This is a genomic window from Thermanaerothrix sp., from assembly GCF_056331585.1.
The window spans coordinates 99,779-115,536 of record NZ_JBWGPQ010000004.1 but is presented as its reverse complement, the minus strand read 5'-3'; the positions used below and the strand labels follow the sequence as shown (position 1 = coordinate 115,536).

Below are 15,758 nucleotides of genomic sequence, written 5' to 3'. Positions count from 1 at the left end.
AAAAAGGCATTGACGATATTGAACATTCCTTCTACAATCAAACCCTGGAGGCCTGGATAAGCGTGAACATCGAATCACCCCTCAACACTCTTGCGGTCAAAACCGAAGCACTAACCCGCATCTACAAGATTCGTGGGGCCAAAAAGGGTGAATTACGCGAACGCGTTGCTCTCGAAGAGGTTAACCTCAGTATATCCCGAGGCGAACTCTTCGGGCTTTTAGGACCAAACGGCGCCGGAAAAACCACCCTGATCAAAATATTAACCACCCTGCTTGCCCCTACCCGGGGGCAAGCCTGGGTGGCTGGCTACGATGTCGTGCGGGAAGCGGATAAGGTACGTCCGCGCATCAATATGGTCTCCGGAGGCGAAACTTCCGGCTATGGGTTGCTCACCGTACGTGAGAACCTCTGGATGTTTGCTCAGTTCTACGGCATTCCCAGCCGCCTTGCGCACCAACGCATTCAAAGGCTATTGGAGATGATCGGCCTGGCCGATCGCGCTAACACCAAATCATCCGATCTTTCGACCGGGTTGCGCCAGAAAATGAATATCGTGCGCGGCTTTATGACCGATCCCGAGGTACTTTTCCTGGACGAACCCACGCTCGGGCTGGACGTTCAGGCTGCACGCGAGGTCCGCGCGTTCATCCGCCACTGGATGAGCGAAAACCCCCAACGCACTATTCTACTCACCACCCATTATATGCAAGAAGCAGAGGAGTTGTGCGACCGTGTGGCCATCATCCACAACGGACGGATTCTGGCCTGCGATACTCCGGAACATCTCAAGCAACAGGTTCAACACGAGGCCATCTTCCAACTCGTGGTTGAACCTGAGCAAGCCCTAAACCTTCCGGCTCTGGAAACCTTGCCTGGGGTTTTGCGACTGCACCAACAATGGCACAATGGCGGACTGGAGATTGAAATCTCCCTGGCCGAGGAAAGCGTGCTACCCCAGGTCATCGGCGAACTTGAACGCCAGCAGGCACACCTGCGCAGCCTGCAAAAACGCCAGCCTTCGTTGGAAGACGTTTTCGTGCAACTGGTCGGGTTACGCATGGAGGAGGTAGAGCGTGAGCGCGGTAACGGTTACCACACCCATCCGCAAGAATAGCGGCTGGCGTCTGTTCCTGCAAACGGTCATAGGCCGGGCTTATCCCCGAGTCATCGGGCAACAGCGCGAGAAATCCTGGCTGATCTTTGAGGTGCTTCTGCCCCTGATTAACGTGGCGGCTTACGTATATGTCTATCGTGCAATCGGGGCCCCTGAAGACTACGTCGGCTTTGTCGTCATCGGCGGGGCGATGATTGCCTTTTGGATGAACGTGCTGTGGAGCATGTCAAGCCAGTTGTACTGGGAAAAAGAGCAGGGCAACCTTGCACTTTACATCATTGCGCCAACCTCGCTGATGGCAATTTTGCTGGGCATGGCGATCGGGGGCATGATCGCTACCCTGCTCCGCGCCGGTGCCATTATTGCCTTAGGCACCCTGCTGTTTAACGTGCATTACGTAGTCATCAACCCCTGGCAGCTACTGGCCGTGTTTGCCCTAACCATGATTGCCCTTTACGGGCTAGGGATGATGACCGCTTCAGTCTTCTTGCTCTTTAGCCGCGAGGCCTGGCACTACGTGAATCTGGCCATGGAGCCGGTCTACTTACTCTCAGGTTTCTATTTCCCACTGAAAAACCTGGGTTTTTGGGTAGCTTTAGGGGCTTCGGTTATTCCCCTCTCCCTCGGCCTGGATGCCATGCGCCAATTAGCCTTCCGCAGTGGCCCCAGTTTGGGCTTCTTAAGTGTGCCGCTGGAAATTGCCATCTTGGCAGTGCTCTCGATCATTTTTCTGATTGCCGCCCGCTGGCTCCTAGCTACGCTGGAACGCCTGGCACGCGAGGAAGCCCGATTAACCGAAAATCGGCGTTAAAATACCCTCATAAGGTTTATTTATGCTCCGTTCCTCAGCACTACGTTCATTCCGAATGGCCGCGTGGCTGGGTTGGCAAATCGAATCCAACTGGACAGATCCTTTTTTATTTGCCATCTATTCGATCATCAAGCCCTTGGCCGCGGCGGGCATTTTGGTCATTATGTATCGCGTGGTTTCCCAACAAGCCTTTGACACCCCTGTGTTCGCCTATCTCTATCTGGGTAATGCCTTCTATCAGTATGTCAGCGCGGTGACCACGGGTGTTTCCTGGGCAGTGATTGATGATCGCGAGCATTATCGCACCCTGAAATATATCTATGTTGCGCCTCTGAACATCCCACTTTACCTTTTTGGGCGCGGGATTGCCCGTTTTCTCACGACCACCTTCGCCGTTCTGATGATCATTGCCTTTGGGGTGTGGCTGCTCAAAATGCCCCTCTCGTTGGCCAGTATAGACTGGCCGCTATTTCTGGTCAGTTTACTGCTGGGTACCGTCATGCTGGCACTGGTCGGCTTGATTCTGGCCGGGGTAACTTTGCTCACAGCACGCCATTCCTATTACATTGGGGATGCCGTTGCCGGAGCGCTTTTTCTCTTCACCGGCGCCATCTTTCCCCTGGAGGTCTTGCCGGCTTACCTGCGTCCCATCGGTTACGCCCTCCCAATTACGTACTGGCTAGAACTGATGCGCCGCGCGCTGATCGGCCAGGTCGCTCAAGCCTTTCCTACGTTTAGCAACGTCAGTAGCGCTCAATTGTTAGGTTGGCTAGCTCTGATGACCCTGGCATTGGGAATCATCAGTTGGATCGTTTTTCGCTGGTGTGAAAGGCTGGCTCGTGAACAAGGTCTCATTGACTACACGTCGAATTACTAACCTTCCCGAAAACGAGGTCTGCTATTCATGTCTAAAACTCGTTTGAGCAATTCTCAGGACCTCCTGGAAGACGGATTTCCCCTGGCAACGGGTCACCTTGAAACCTCTCCTATTGGTCCCGTGAGTATATGGACAAACCCCCGCGGCGTTGTACGCTTGATCATTGGACAGGTCCAAGTCACCACCCATCCCAGCGGCGACCAAACCGCACAGACCATTCTTGATCAAGCCTTGAACGAGGTGGCCGCCTACCTGGCGGGCCATCTGCGCCAATTTACGGTGACGATTGACTGGCAGATGATCTCGCCCCAATCCCGCCCGATTCTAGCGTACACTTACACGATTCCCTACGGCGAAGTACGCACCTACGGGGAGATTGCGTTACACCTGGGCCGCCCCAACGCCGCCCGCGCCGTAGGGAGCGCCATGGCTCATAACCCTATCCCGCTCATCATTCCTTGTCACCGTGTCATCGGCAGTGACCGTTCTCTACACGGCTACGGTGGTGGCGAAGGACTTTCCACCAAGGCATGGCTCTTACAATTGGAGGGACATACCATTGTCAATCAGAGAGTGGTTTAAGTTCATTTTACTGGGATTGATTTGGGGCTCTTCGTTTCTGTGGATCAAAATTGGGGTGCAGGAACTAGGACCGTTTACTCTGGTTGCTCTGCGCGTATTTTTCGCGACCCTGGGATTGATGATTGTTGCCCGCCTACACCGGGCACACCTCCCTTGGCGTGACTTCCTACCTGCGTTCTTCATCCTGGGATTGCTCAACATGGCTTTACCGTTTGTCCTGATCTCATGGAGCGAGCAATATATTTCTTCCGGCATGGCCGCCATCCTCAACAGCACCGTGCCTCTCTTCACCCTTTTAATCGCTCCGCTTTTTCTGGCCGATGACCCATGGACGCTCCCCAAGGGATTGGGGTTGCTGCTAGGATTCTTGGGTGTGGTGGTGCTGATGGCTAATCAGGTCCAGGGCGATCTCACCCGCCCAAAACTGGGACAACTGACCATGCTTTTGGCCACCATCTCTTATGCCGCGGCGGCTGTGTATGCGCGCCGTAAGGTGCGTGGCTTAACTCCCGAGGTGCAATCGTTGGGGCAATCGTTGACGGCCACCCTGATCATGCTCCCGCTGGCTTTCAGCCTTGAAACGCCTTTTACCTTACCCCATCAACCTATCACCTGGATGGCCGCCCTCTGGCTCGGCCTGATGGGCTCGTGCGTGGCAACTTTGCTTTATTATTCCCTGCTCCAATCCATCGGCCCCACTCGCACCACCCTGGTGACGTACATCTTCCCGTTGGTTGGAGTGATACTGGGCACCATCTTCCTTCACGAGCGCCCCGATTGGCATTTGCTGGCCGGGGGCACCTTGATCGTCAGTGGTGTGGCCGTCGTCAATTGGCTACGCCCAACGCCGCGTACCCTTCCTGAAATCAAAAAGGATTTTTAAACCATGGACCAAGACCTTTCAACCTACAAAGCCGGTTTTGTTGCCTTAATCGGGCGGCCGAACGTGGGCAAATCCACTCTGCTCAACGCCTACCTCGGGCAGAAAATCGCCGCCGTTTCGCCCAAACCCCAGACCACGCGCCGGCGTCAGTTGGGCATCCTAACTTTGGGAAATGCCCAGATCATTTTTGTGGATACCCCTGGGCTTCACATCCCCGTTCATAAACTGGGCGAGTACATGAACCGCGTCGCTGAAGAGACACTGACCGATGCGGATGTCCTGGTCTGGCTGGTGGAAGCTCATCGCCTGCCCGGCGAAGAGGACCGCCTGATCGCGCAGCGGCTGCAGAAACTGCAGCATGCCCCGCCCCTGATTCTCGCCCTCAACAAGATTGACCTGGTCAGCGGGGAGGACCTAACCGCCCAACACGCCGCCTATGCTGAATTGGCCCCACAAGCGGTGCGCACCATCCTGCTTTCAGCCACCACCGGGCAAGGCCGGGATGACCTGCTCCAAGCCATCCTGGAATTCCTTCCCGTGCACCCGCCTTACTATGAACCTGATCAGATCACCGATTATTACGAACGCGACATTGCCGCCGAATTGATCCGTGAGGCAGCGCTGCTGCACTTGCGCGACGAAGTCCCCCACGCGATTGCCGTACGTATTGACGAGTACGAAGAACGGGATGAAAACACCGCCTACATTCACGCCACCCTGTTTGTAGAAAAAGAGAGCCAGAAGCCCATTGTCATCGGCAAGGGGGGTGAGATGCTTAAAAAAATCGGCACCACCGCCCGCATGGAGATTGAAGCCATGAGCGGCCGCAAGATATTTTTGGATTTGCACGTCAAGGTCAATAAAAACTGGCGTAACCAGCCGGAAGCTCTGCGCTGGCTGGGTTATACCCTGAAACGATGAGGAAGCAACGATGATTTGGTTTGGAGTGATGGCCATCTTTGCTATGATTGACTGGTGGGCCGTGAGCCGCGAACGTCTGCAGATCCGATATTGGGCGAAACCGGGGGCGTTGCTGGCACTGATCCTGGCGTTTACCACCCTGGGGGGATGGCAAGAAGCCACCCGCTGGTTTGGAATCGGATTGTTGTTCGCTTTATTCGGTGACGTCGCCTTGCTGATGCCGCGTCGCTATTTTTTGTTCGGTTTACTGGCTTTTTTGCTCGCCCATGTCGCCTATATCATCGGCTTCAACCCCACCCCGCCACCGGTGCGGGTTGAAACGCTGGTTACCACCGCTATTCTGGGCGTTATTACCGCAATGGGGTTCCGCCAACTCGCCCGCGGCCTGAGCCAACGGCCTGAAACGACGGTGCTGCTCCCGGCGGTGATGATTTATACCTTAGCCATCGGGGTCATGACTCTCTCGGCCTGGCTGACGTTATGGCGCCCTAACTGGCCGCTTTCGTCCGCCCTGCTGGTAGGCCTGGGGGCTACTCTCTTTTTCATTTCTGATTGGACCCTCGCCAATCACCGCTTAATTGCACCGGTCAAATTTGGCGGGATCATTGTCATTGTCACTTACCATCTTGGGCAAGCCCTGCTCATCGCAGGTGTCTTGCATCAGGCCGGCCTACTCTAACCTCATTGAACTAGTGGCCGAAAGCCTTCGCCCAAGGCATCATGCACCTGCCCGATGACCATAAAGGCCCGCGGATCCACCTCGCGCACTAACTCTTTCAATTGGTTGACCTCAGACCGGGTGATGACACAATACAATACCGGGCGGGGCGCACCGGTATAACCGCCAGTGCCGGGTAAAATGGTGACCCCACGCTCTAACACGCTCATGATGCGTTGGGTGATTGCTTCAGGGTGATTGGTCACAATCAGCGCCATGCGAAAGACGCCCGAGCCTTCCGAAACGGCCTCGGCCGCCACCCCGCTGACGTAGATGACCAACAAGCCATACAGGGCGCGTTCCCAATTGAAAGCGAAACCCCCTCCAAGCACCACTAAAGTATCGGTGATCAAGTAAGCCTGGGAAATTGAGATGCCCAAGCGATGGTTGAGAATGCGCCCTAAAATATCGCTGCCCCCGCTGGTACCCTGGCCGCGATAAACCATGCCTAGGCCAATGCCCAGCAAAATGCCACCATAAAGGCAATCCAGCACCAGGTCTTGAGTCACTCCCTGGGGAGGAATGAACAAGACTAGAAAATCGGTGAAAAACGAGAAAGTCACAATCGCCAACGCCGTGCGCCAGGCAAAGCGCATACCGCCCAGGTAGCGCCAGCCCAGGATGAACAGTGGCACATTACCGATGAAGACCATTAACCCAATTGGCCATTGGGTAAAGTGGTTAATAATTTGGGCCGCGCCGCTCACCCCACCGCTGACAAGCTGTGCTGGCACCAGGAACAGGCGCATCGCCAAAGCCTGCACCAACCCGCCCAGGATGACAAACCCATGTTCCTGAACCGTCTTCCACGAAAAGTCCAAACCTTTCACCCAGGACTGCAGAGACCAGTCCGGGGGCAAAGGTAGCCAGGGAGTCTGTTGAACACCCATCCCAAAACCTCCAACCGCAAGAATGCCAGCCTATTATACGGAACTCCCCCCAGTTTGGGTAGCCGTTAGCCAGCCGGCATGCGCCAGTGGAATGATTAATCTCATCTAATAAAATTCTTACAAATTTGTAAAGTAACTCTAAACCATGACAAACGACTTTACTTTTAGACTAATAAAAGGCCAACATACTCCATATGTCGAGGTATGCTTTGACCCTCAGTCAGCGTGTCTTCCTCATCCTGGTCATCGTTTTATTTCTCACTACAGCGGTGGCTTTCGCCATTTCCCGCACGATATTTCTCCCTCAGTTTGATCGCCTGGATCACGACTATTTGCATCATCGTATCGAACGTGTGCTCGCGGCATTAGCCGCGGAACAAAATCGCATCAGCGCTTCCACCGCCGATTGGGCCTATTGGAGCGATACGTACAAGTTCGTCCAGGGCAGTTATCCCGAATATGTGGATGAGAATCTATCTCCCGAGTCGTTTCAAGGCCTTCAACTTAACCTGATGCTTTTCTATGATGCCCAGGGCCGTTTGGCCTTTGCCCGCGCTGTGGATCTTGCGAGCCTCACCGAGAGCTCTATCACCCCCAGCCTCGTGGAACAAATCGGGAGTGTGCGCTACCGGCTCTCGCCCTACGACCCGCTTTCGGAAGTGCAGGGTATTGTGCTCACTGAGGCAGGGGCAATCCTGGTCTCGGCGCGCTACATTCTCCACAGTGACCGTAGCGGGCCCAGCGGCGGTGTCTATATCGCCGGGCGCTGGTTAGATGCCACCGAATGGGATCGGATCGCCGCCTGGAGCGGGCAGACTTTTAACGTCTGGACCTTGCACGATAACCTCCCCGCATAGGTCAGCCGGATTTTAAGCGGACTTAACGACACCGCGCAACCTCATGTTCATCTTGCCCCTAGCCCGGCTCCGCTCGTTCCACCCGCCGAATTGTGGGCATACTTGCCCTTAAATGACCCGTGGGGCAAGCCAGCGTTGGTGCTCAAAATTGTTCATCCACGCGAAGTTTACCTTCAAGGGGTTGGTAGCCTGCGCACGCTGGGCTTCCTGCTGGTCATCTTCGAAATCCTGCTGGGTGGGGTCATTCTCATATACCTTCAAACCCGTTACGGTCGCCGCCTGAACCGGTTGATGAACGACGTGGAAGCCATGCGCCGCGAAGGCGACCTCAGCCGCCGCTTGGAAGTTACAGGTAGCGATGAACTGGTAACCTTAGCGAGTACCATCAACAATCTAGCCAAAGACCTGGCCATCGCCCATTTCTCCCTCCAGGAGAGTAACCGCAGTCTGCAACAGAGCCTGGCTATCACCCAAACCAGCCTGGAGCGACTCAATGTGCTGCGCCAGATTGATCAGACCATCGCCAGCGACATCCGCCTGAGGGACAAATTAGTCACCATCCTGAATCTGATTCGCGATGCGTTGCGTGTGGATGGTGTTGCTTTGCTGCCGGGGCCCCATGGTTCGTTTGCCTTACCGGCGCCGGTGCTGTCCGAGGATTTTCCCTTGCCTCATGCGCCCTGGCTTTACCACCTGCCCTCCGCTTGGCTCGGGGCTACAACAACCCAACGGCGTGTTCAGATCATTCAAAGAGAAGATCTGCTGAGCCTTTGCCACCCCGCCGATTTGAATCCCCGCTGGCTCGCCTTAGCGCCCTTGCAGGCTCGCAACCACGATTATGGGATTATGCTCGTCCTGGTCTCACGCCAGGACAAAAGCCCTGATCCCGATGACGAGTGGTGCACTTTTCTCGAAGCCCTGGCGTTCCAAATCGCCATCGCGCTAGAAAATGCTCAACTTTTGCTCACCACCGAGGGTTTCAATGCCGAACTTAAAGCCGCCATTGAAGCCACCCTGTTAGGATGGTCGCGGGCACTCGAACTGCGCGACCGCGAAACCCAAGGACATTCCGAACGGATGGTACGCCTCTCCCTCGCCCTGAGGCGGCGCTTGGGTTTGCAAGGGCAGGAGTTGGATGACCTGCGCTACGGGGTGTTGCTCCATGATATCGGTAAAATCGGTATTCCGGACAATATCCTGCTTAAGCCCGGCCCACTTACTCCTGAGGAATGGGCGATCATGGGCAGCACCCCCAAATCGCTTACGACTTGCTTAAAGACATTCCCTTCTTGCGCCGGGCGGTAGAAATCCTGTATGCTCATCATGAGCGTTGGGATGGCAGTGGCTATCCGCGGGGGCTAAAGGGGGAAGAAATCCCCCTAGGAGCGCGCATCCTTGCCGTGGTGGATGTGTGGGATGCTCTCACCAGTGAACGTCCTTACCGCCCCGCCTGGTCGCCCCAACAAGCACAGGCATATCTCCAAGATCAGGCCGGTGTACTCTTCGACCCCCAAGTGGTAGCGGTTTTCCTGGGCCTGTTGGATGAAGAATTACACCCTGAGGAACAACCCACAGTGACCACCTCGGCCTAGAATTATAGGGAGATGAACCCTATCCGCACTTTCGGCACCGGTGACCTGCCGGCACTAGTTGCCCGTCAGGGAGGTGGAGGTTGGGTTACTTCATTAAGGCCAGGTGCGTGGCGTTTATCGTTGACGGCTACCTCTTCTAGTACCTACGCCCTAGCCCAACTGGACGATTACCTACACCTTCCTCGTTCTCACTTTCGCTGGCACGCCCCCCTCCAACTCGATCTGGAAGCCCGTGCCTCGGCCTCCGATCTGCCCGGCACCTGGGGATTCGGGCTGTGGAATGATCCATTTGCCATGCCGTTAGGGGTGCGTGGCAATGCACGGCGCTGGCCAGCCCTACCCAATGCTATCTGGTTCTTTTACGCCTCTCCCCGAAGTGCCCTGACTCTGTATGACGGATTACCGCCGAATGGTTTTCTGGCCGCCACATTTTCATCCCCCACATGGCCCAGTTTGGCTCTGCTGCCTGCCATGCCCATCCTTGCAGGCCTGCTCTGGCCACCCACGGCACGCTGGCTACGCCGTTCACTACGATATTTCATTCGTCAAGATGCCCAGCGCCTGGATCACGATGTAACGACCTGGCACCACTATTCCCTACACTGGCAACCGAACCATGTCAGATTCAGCATGGACAGCAACGTTGTCTTTGAAACCACAATTATTCCCCAAGGGCGCTTGGGAATGGTAATCTGGATCGACAATCAATATGCCGCTTACAACCCTCAGGGGCAGGTGCGCTTTGGGTTGGAAGCCACGCCGCCTGCTTGGCTAGAAATTTGCGGATTGCGCATCACCAGCGAATAAAAAAGCCCTGCCAATGAAAGGCAAGGCCATCTTTTTCATGCACCGGTAGAAGGGTTTAGCGCACAATCAACTGCAGAATCAACCCCAGCATGAAGAACAAGCCATAGGCACGGCTCTGGTAGAACGAAGCCGCCACAAAATACAGCGGCCAAGCACTGCGCGCCGGTTCTTCCTTGGGAGGCTCACTCGGACGCGGATGGCGATAAACCGTCAGTGCCGGACGCAGCCAATAGAAGGCACCTAACACCACCAACATCGCTGGCGAGAAGTACCCACTGACCACCAAGGCAATCACGCCCAGGTACTGCAACGCCATCATCGCCAACACGATATAACGCGAGGCCGTCTCACCGAGAATGACCGGCAGGGTGCGAATCCCCTTGGCGGCATCTTCTGCCCGCTTATCAATGTGTTTTCCGAAAATCACCGTGGTTGGCCCTAAAGCATAGACCAAACCCGCCAGGGCCACGTTCCAATCCCACTGACCGGTAATTACATAATAGCCACCTCCGATCATCAATGGCCCCCACACCAGAAGCACGGCCAATTCGCCCAAACCAATGTATTTGAGCGGGTAGGTGTAAAAAAGGACAAAAAACGCCCCGATCAAGAGCAAACCCAACGCCAGCCAGCCATTCACGGCTACCAGATACGCCCCGGCAGCCAGAGCAAGCAAGCCGGTCACTGCCGCATAGGTCAAGTGCTCACGCTTGGTCATCAATCCCTGCTCCAAGGGTTGTGGGCCGTATTGGGTGCGGAAATAATTATTGGCATCCACCCCACGCGAATAATCGGTGTAATCGTTGAGCAGGTTGTTAGTGGCATGGGCAAGCACCAGCCCCAACGCTAGCAATAGCCAGCGCCAGAGATCAAACTTGCCGGCGTGGGCAGCCAGCAGCCCAGCGATGCCAGCCGAAGTAAAAGTCATAATTAATACAGCAGCGCGGGTTGAAATCAACCACCGCGAGATGATATCCAGTTGCTGCCATTCCTCGCGACTGATGCGGGGGATCACGCGCAGCGCTTGAATCCACATACGGACATTCATTGCCGACCAACCTCCACAACAAGAGTTATTAGGTCAAACAAGACTTATTATACCGCTGCCTTAAGGAAAAGAGGCGCAGCGTGTCTATCGGCTGCGCCTTTTCCAAGAGAAGAAGACCCATGCCAATGTCAATTAGTCGAATTTCTGCTTGAGCCGCGCGCTCTTGCCAGTGCGGTTGCGCAGGTAATACAGGCGTGCCCGACGCACCTTGCTGTGGCGCTCCACCACCACTTTCTCAATACGCGGCGATGTGAAGAGGAACGTACGTTCCACCCCAATACCGTTGCTGGCAATTCGGCGTACCGTGAAAGTAGAGCCAGCCCCGTTATTGTGAATGGCCAGCACGGTACCCTTAAATTCCTGCACCCGTTCACGGCCGCCTTCGACAATCTTCACATGCACCGAAACCTGGTCCCCCGGTCGCAGCGGTGGGATGTTCGGATTTGGCGCGGGCTCAATGGCTTTGAGCAATTCGTTCATCGTAACACCCTCAATTCACAGGCTCTGCCAGGCACCCCGTTATCCTGGTCAAGGCGAAGGCAAATTATACCACATTCTCTATATTGGGAAGGTGCCATTTTAAATTCCCTTCGCCGGTACTGCCAGCGGTCAAATCAGGTAAAATGAGGATGTCCGATTTTCTTGTGCTCATTTTTTAGGAGAAAACGTGCTTATTTTCCTTAGTCTTATCGGCGTTCTCATTCTCGCTTTAGGTTTGTTCAGTGCCTATTTGTGTTGGCGAGCGTTACACCCTCGCGTTATCCCTCTATTGAAAACCTACCGGATTGAAATTGAGCACGGACGACTGGATGAGCACGCCTACCGCACCTGGCCCAAGCAAGAGGTCAAAATCCGCTCGCCGTGGGGCTACTACTTGGCTGCTACCTACTTCCCCCAACCCGGCGCCAAACGCACCCTGATCTTCGCGCATGGTCATGGCTACAGTCGCTTTGGTGGGGTCAAGGTAATCCCGTTCTTCCATCGCCTTGGTTTTAATGTCTTGCTGTTTGATCAGCGTGGCCACGGGCTGAGCGGAGGGAACACCTGCACCTACGGATATTATGAACGCTACGACCTGAAAGCCCTTACCACATGGGCTCTGGCCCAATTGGGGCCGGGCGGAATAGTCGGTACACTGGGTGAGTCGCTGGGAGCAGCCACCTGCTTACTCCACGCAGCTCTGGATCCACGTGTCGCTTTTGTCATCGCCGATAGCCCTTACGCTCGCCTGGATGATGTGTTCAAGCAACGCCTGCGTGAAGATTATCACCTCCCCGAAATTCCCTTTTATTACACCACCACTTGGCTCTGCCGCTTGATCGCCGGGTTTATGCCCCACCAGGTTGCCCCCGTTGAAGTCATGCCTTCTTTGCAAGCTCCGGTGCTGCTGATCCATGGAAGTGCGGATGCCTTAATCCCGGTAGAGACAGCCCAAGAACTCTATCACGCTGCACCAGAAGGGAAGTGCATCCTTTACATTGCCGAAGGCGCCGAGCATGTAGGAGCTTTTGACCTCAATCCCACGGCTTACTTTGATCACATTACGGCTTTTTTACGCACGTTTGGCTTCATCGAACCCCTGCCAGAACACACCACCCTTGTGACGGCTCCTGCCCTTCCCCGTCAGCGCCGCCGCAATGCTCAAAAACCAGTTCAAAACGCCGTTTCTCCTGAAGCCCAAGGATGGGAGCCCTCAGATCAAACTTTATCCTCGCCGATCCAAGAGCCACGCGCACAAGATGATGTTCCACCCCCCTCTTCCGAACCGGAAAAATTAGAGACGCCCGCGGTTGCTCGTCGTAAGCGCAGGCGTCCCCCCAAGACAGCGTCAAATTTACCCCATACCCGTTAGGCTGGCGGCATGCCGTGCACCGTACCCCTCGCCGTTCCGGCCCGTCGGGCAGTTTTGGTTTTGGCCCGGCGGCGTTCCTTGCGCGCGGCTGTAACAGCCTTTTTCTCGCGCGCCAAATCATCCTGACGTGCCAGTTCAGTCCCGGTCTGCACCGCTACAATGGCTGAGAAGACCAATAACAAAGTACCGACAAAGACCACAATCACATCGTATAAGGTGAACAGGCCTAAGGGGGTTGTTAAAACGGGGTTACCGATAAAGAAGATGATCGCATTGGCCAAAATCGCCATAGCCCGCACCTCGGTTGGCCCAATCTTGGCAAACGAGATGCGAAAAACACCCTTGGTGATCATCAACAGGTAAACTACAATCGAGGTTTGGAGATAGGATATTGCCCCCAGCAAGGCAATGGTCAGGTTGACATAGGGTGAAAGCCCCAGACCGATAAAAATCAGCACCACACTAGCCGTGTCAACAAGGTGATCAATAAAAAAGCCGTAATGAGGCCGCTCAATCTTGCGATAGCGTGCCAGTGTGCCGTCCAGGCTATCCCCAAACCAGTTCAGGATAAATCCCACCGATGCCAGCCAAAGAAAGGCCGGATGAACTGAGGTTAATCCATAACTTATGGCGATCAAAATGCTGGAAAGGAAACCGATGGCCGTCAACATATCCGGGGTCACCCAGGCCGGCATCATGCGTGCCAGCCAAGCCAGTGCCGGACGCTCCAGGGGCCCCAGCAGAATATCATTGATGCGTTGATGGTCTTTCAAATTGGGTTGATCCATAGGCGAACTCCTGGGCAGGTGGTCTACCCCCATTATAGAACGAAACCAGGGCAAAAACCAGTCCTCATTTTTGACGATTTGATGAAGAAATTCTTAGAGGGTCTTATGTAAACCCGTTGCGGTCTCATGACAAACAATACAACCCCATAGCCCTAGAAAGGTAACGCCGTTGCGACTTCCGGCCATACCGGGTAAAACATCGCCCACTGATGTGGCACCTGCCGGATAAGCACTTCGGCTTCGCGCAAAACGGCCTCGGTATTCTGGATTAACGCCTGCTCTAAATCTTCGGCGGGCTGCATGATCACGGGGGGCCGAGCCACGACGGAATAACGCCCCTCCCCTACACCGATGCAAGCCACGACGATAATGGGCAGATTGAGTTGTAGCGCTAAGCGCACATGAAAGACCGGTAAGGAGGCTGGGCGGCCAAAAAAGCGGGGATAATAACGCGCCTCACTCAGTGGGCGATCAATCCCGGTCAGCACAATACCCCCTTTTTGTAGGCGTGCCCGTGCCTGTTGCAAGGCGCTCATGGAGATAGGGGTAACCTCAATACCGCTATCGCGGCGCAGTCGGTTCTGCCAGCGATATGCCCCCGGCGGCTGGGGGTAAGACAGAACCTGGAAACGCAATCCGCGTAAGGCCAGTGCGCGTCCAGCCAGGTCAAAATTACTCAGATGGGGAGTAACTAAAAACGCTGGACCACCCTCATGGAGTAAGTGATCAAAAAGGTCCTGAAACTCGGGGGAAAACGTCACCCGCTCCAAAACCTCTTGCGGCCGGTTGAGGGTATGGAAGTAAACGTAAAGGTTACGGGCGTGGATACGTAAAACCTCCCTGACGATTTGACGCAATGCCTGGCGGGTCAGATTTTCGCCGCGAATGACCCATTGGTTGACGCAAATCGCCTGCACAATGGCCGACCGAGTTCGCGAAGCAACCAACGCCGCACCCAGGTCGGCAATACGATATCCCAACCAGGGAGGCGTGGCCTGGCTGATTCCCAGGCCTAGCGCAACGGCGAAGCGGCTGTAAAGCAAGGACTGCAGTAGGTTCATGGCTGAATTCCTCCCGCCTTGATTTTAACGGGTTCGGGGGATGAACCTCGCTTGAACAACCCCGAAAATTCGTTCTAAATTAACCCACCAAAACTCTTGATATAGAACAAATGTTCTGTTATACTATATTTACCGTTCAAAAAGGCCAGAAAAAGGAGCGAAAACAAATGGCCATCCTAACTCAAAAATATCGTTTGGATTTGGCATCAGAGGCGTCTTCCAGGGCAACTCGCCTTGAAATTTCACCGCTTGCATCCCAATATGCACCGCGGCCAACTCTCGAAGAGGTTATCTCTAGATTACCTTTACTCACCCATGAAACGGCTTTTTTAGGCATTTGTGAGGATGGCGTTCCGTTGTTACTTGATTTGCATAACCCATCCCCAGGCGCTTTGCTAATTATCGGTCGTGAGAACCCCACAGCGGTCAACCTTATTGAGATTGTCCATCAATCGTTGTTGATCGCGAATAACCGGTTTACCTTGGAGCTCTTCCGGATCAGCGACAGTATCCTCGCACCATCACACCCCCTTGAACACTGGATTAATCCTCATGATCGCACCCTCGAATCCACCCTGCGTCAATTAGCGGATGTCACCAATGCGCGCCAAAACGGAAAAATGCGGGGTCCGTCCATCGTCCTCCTACTGGACAACCTCGAGTGGGTGTTAGAGGCCGATCCCGAAGCAATATGGGCTTTGGAGTACATACTCCACTACGGGCCGAACCAAAAAATCTGGCCAATTGTAGCAGCGATCGTCGAGAATGAAACCATTCGCCTGCGTTGGTTGCGCCGATTCAAAACCCTGATCTGGGCAGCAGATTTAAGTTTAGAAACGAAACAAAAGTTCAGCCTCCCCGCACATCCTTTCAGCACGACCTTACCCGCTTCCTCCTGTTTCAGTCTTAAAAGCCAGGGGCAATGGCTGCACATTTGGGTTCCTGAACGATAAGAT

General features: G+C 54.7%; 18 protein-coding genes. 13 read left to right on the top strand and 5 right to left on the bottom strand.

Going from position 1 to position 15,758, the window contains the following annotated elements; translation table 11 throughout:
• The 7 genes from AC01YT_RS03195 to AC01YT_RS03165 all read left to right on the top strand — a co-directional run.
• Positions 1 to 1,115, top strand: a 1,115-nt coding sequence (locus AC01YT_RS03195) for an ABC transporter ATP-binding protein (RefSeq protein WP_476672770.1), incomplete at its 5' end; no start/stop codon positions are given.
• A complete protein-coding gene (locus tag AC01YT_RS03190; protein WP_476672769.1) occupies positions 1,075 to 1,926 on the top strand; it encodes an ABC transporter permease in 852 nt (283 codons plus the stop codon). The genes AC01YT_RS03195 and AC01YT_RS03190, both read left to right, overlap by 41 nt.
• Positions 1,927 to 1,948: 22 nt before the next feature.
• Positions 1,949 to 2,803, top strand: a complete 855-nt coding sequence (locus AC01YT_RS03185) for an ABC transporter permease (RefSeq protein WP_476672768.1) — start codon at positions 1,949 to 1,951, stop codon at positions 2,801 to 2,803.
• A gap of 27 nt (positions 2,804 to 2,830) precedes the next feature.
• The gene (locus tag AC01YT_RS03180; RefSeq protein ID WP_476672767.1) at positions 2,831 to 3,385 is read left to right on the top strand and encodes a methylated-DNA--[protein]-cysteine S-methyltransferase; all 555 of its coding nucleotides are present in this window, start codon (positions 2,831 to 2,833) and stop codon (positions 3,383 to 3,385) included.
• Positions 3,363 to 4,268 carry a DMT family transporter gene (locus AC01YT_RS03175; protein WP_476672766.1) on the top strand — a complete coding sequence of 302 codons (906 nt, stop codon included), beginning with the start codon at positions 3,363 to 3,365 and terminating at the stop codon, positions 4,266 to 4,268. The genes AC01YT_RS03180 and AC01YT_RS03175 overlap by 23 nt, the downstream gene beginning before the upstream one ends.
• A gap of 3 nt (positions 4,269 to 4,271) precedes the next feature.
• Entirely contained in the window at positions 4,272 to 5,189 is a 918-nt protein-coding gene (gene era, locus AC01YT_RS03170) for a GTPase Era (protein ID WP_476672765.1), read from the top strand.
• 10 nt (positions 5,190 to 5,199) lie between these two features.
• Complete coding sequence (locus AC01YT_RS03165; RefSeq protein ID WP_476672764.1) at positions 5,200 to 5,868, top strand: lysoplasmalogenase; 669 nt, start codon at positions 5,200 to 5,202, stop codon at positions 5,866 to 5,868.
• A gap of 2 nt (positions 5,869 to 5,870) precedes the next feature.
• Here AC01YT_RS03165 and AC01YT_RS03160 read toward each other — a convergent pair whose 3' ends face one another.
• Positions 5,871 to 6,797, bottom strand: coding sequence for a YitT family protein (locus AC01YT_RS03160; RefSeq protein ID WP_476672763.1), 927 nt, complete (start codon positions 6,795 to 6,797; stop codon positions 5,871 to 5,873).
• A gap of 194 nt (positions 6,798 to 6,991) precedes the next feature.
• On the opposite strand from AC01YT_RS03160, the gene AC01YT_RS03155 reads away from it, so the two are divergent.
• The 4 genes from AC01YT_RS03155 (at position 6,992) to AC01YT_RS03140 (ending at position 10,053) form a co-directional block, all read left to right on the top strand.
• The gene (locus tag AC01YT_RS03155) at positions 6,992 to 7,654 is read left to right on the top strand and encodes a CHASE4 domain-containing protein (protein WP_476672762.1); all 663 of its coding nucleotides are present in this window, start codon (positions 6,992 to 6,994) and stop codon (positions 7,652 to 7,654) included.
• Between the two features lie 102 nt (positions 7,655 to 7,756).
• Positions 7,757 to 8,959, top strand: coding sequence for a HAMP domain-containing protein (locus AC01YT_RS03150; protein ID WP_476672761.1), 1,203 nt, complete (start codon positions 7,757 to 7,759; stop codon positions 8,957 to 8,959).
• Entirely contained in the window at positions 8,884 to 9,246 is a 363-nt protein-coding gene (locus tag AC01YT_RS03145; RefSeq protein WP_476672760.1) for an HD-GYP domain-containing protein, read from the top strand. The genes AC01YT_RS03150 and AC01YT_RS03145 overlap by 76 nt, the downstream gene beginning before the upstream one ends.
• 12 nt (positions 9,247 to 9,258) lie before the next feature.
• Positions 9,259 to 10,053 carry a hypothetical protein gene (locus tag AC01YT_RS03140; RefSeq protein WP_476672759.1) on the top strand — a complete coding sequence of 265 codons (795 nt, stop codon included), beginning with the start codon at positions 9,259 to 9,261 and terminating at the stop codon, positions 10,051 to 10,053.
• 55 nt (positions 10,054 to 10,108) lie between these two features.
• Here AC01YT_RS03140 and AC01YT_RS03135 read toward each other — a convergent pair whose 3' ends face one another.
• Both AC01YT_RS03135 and rplS read right to left on the bottom strand, forming a co-directional pair.
• Positions 10,109 to 11,101 (bottom strand): prenyltransferase, encoded by a 993-nt coding sequence (locus AC01YT_RS03135; protein ID WP_476672758.1) that lies wholly within the window; start codon positions 11,099 to 11,101, stop codon positions 10,109 to 10,111.
• A gap of 132 nt (positions 11,102 to 11,233) precedes the next feature.
• Positions 11,234 to 11,581 (bottom strand): 50S ribosomal protein L19, encoded by a 348-nt coding sequence (rplS, locus tag AC01YT_RS03130; protein ID WP_315625563.1) that lies wholly within the window; start codon positions 11,579 to 11,581, stop codon positions 11,234 to 11,236.
• Between the two features lie 187 nt (positions 11,582 to 11,768).
• Between rplS and AC01YT_RS03125 the strand changes: the two genes are divergently transcribed.
• On the top strand, positions 11,769 to 12,953 hold the full coding sequence (locus AC01YT_RS03125; RefSeq protein ID WP_476672757.1) for an alpha/beta hydrolase: 1,185 nt from the start codon (positions 11,769 to 11,771) through the stop codon (positions 12,951 to 12,953).
• On the opposite strand, the gene AC01YT_RS03120 is transcribed toward AC01YT_RS03125, so the two are convergent.
• The gene (locus AC01YT_RS03120; RefSeq protein ID WP_476672756.1) at positions 12,950 to 13,741 is read right to left on the bottom strand and encodes a CDP-alcohol phosphatidyltransferase family protein; all 792 of its coding nucleotides are present in this window, start codon (positions 13,739 to 13,741) and stop codon (positions 12,950 to 12,952) included. The two genes, AC01YT_RS03125 and AC01YT_RS03120, sit on opposite strands and share 4 nt — an antisense overlap.
• Positions 13,742 to 13,893: 152 nt before the next feature.
• Positions 13,894 to 14,802, bottom strand: coding sequence for a lysophospholipid acyltransferase family protein (locus AC01YT_RS03115; RefSeq protein ID WP_476672755.1), 909 nt, complete (start codon positions 14,800 to 14,802; stop codon positions 13,894 to 13,896).
• 167 nt (positions 14,803 to 14,969) lie between these two features.
• Between AC01YT_RS03115 and AC01YT_RS03110 the strand changes: the two genes are divergently transcribed.
• Positions 14,970 to 15,755: a hypothetical protein gene (locus AC01YT_RS03110; protein ID WP_476672754.1), complete on the top strand. Its 786-nt coding sequence runs from the start codon at positions 14,970 to 14,972 to the stop codon at positions 15,753 to 15,755.
• Positions 15,756 to 15,758: the final 3 nt, after the last annotated feature.

Bases quoted from the DNA above. Each gene is read 5' to 3' on its own strand.
- AC01YT_RS03185 (WP_476672768.1), top strand. From the start codon at position 1,949: ATGCTCCGTTCCTCAGCACTACGTTCATTCCGAATGGCCGCGTGGCTG.
- AC01YT_RS03180 (WP_476672767.1), top strand. From the start codon at position 2,831: ATGTCTAAAACTCGTTTGAGCAATTCTCAGGACCTCCTGGAAGACGGA.
- era (WP_476672765.1), top strand. From the start codon at position 4,272: ATGGACCAAGACCTTTCAACCTACAAAGCCGGTTTTGTTGCCTTAATC.
- AC01YT_RS03165 (WP_476672764.1), top strand. From the start codon at position 5,200: ATGATTTGGTTTGGAGTGATGGCCATCTTTGCTATGATTGACTGGTGG.
- AC01YT_RS03160 (WP_476672763.1), bottom strand. From the start codon at position 6,797: ATGGGTGTTCAACAGACTCCCTGGCTACCTTTGCCCCCGGACTGGTCT.
- AC01YT_RS03155 (WP_476672762.1), top strand. From the start codon at position 6,992: ATGTCGAGGTATGCTTTGACCCTCAGTCAGCGTGTCTTCCTCATCCTG.
- AC01YT_RS03145 (WP_476672760.1), top strand. From the start codon at position 8,884: ATGGGCGATCATGGGCAGCACCCCCAAATCGCTTACGACTTGCTTAAA.
- AC01YT_RS03140 (WP_476672759.1), top strand. From the start codon at position 9,259: ATGAACCCTATCCGCACTTTCGGCACCGGTGACCTGCCGGCACTAGTT.
- AC01YT_RS03135 (WP_476672758.1), bottom strand. From the start codon at position 11,101: ATGAATGTCCGTATGTGGATTCAAGCGCTGCGCGTGATCCCCCGCATC.
- rplS (WP_315625563.1), bottom strand. From the start codon at position 11,581: ATGAACGAATTGCTCAAAGCCATTGAGCCCGCGCCAAATCCGAACATC.
- AC01YT_RS03120 (WP_476672756.1), bottom strand. From the start codon at position 13,741: ATGGATCAACCCAATTTGAAAGACCATCAACGCATCAATGATATTCTG.
- AC01YT_RS03115 (WP_476672755.1), bottom strand. From the start codon at position 14,802: ATGAACCTACTGCAGTCCTTGCTTTACAGCCGCTTCGCCGTTGCGCTA.
- AC01YT_RS03110 (WP_476672754.1), top strand. From the start codon at position 14,970: ATGGCCATCCTAACTCAAAAATATCGTTTGGATTTGGCATCAGAGGCG.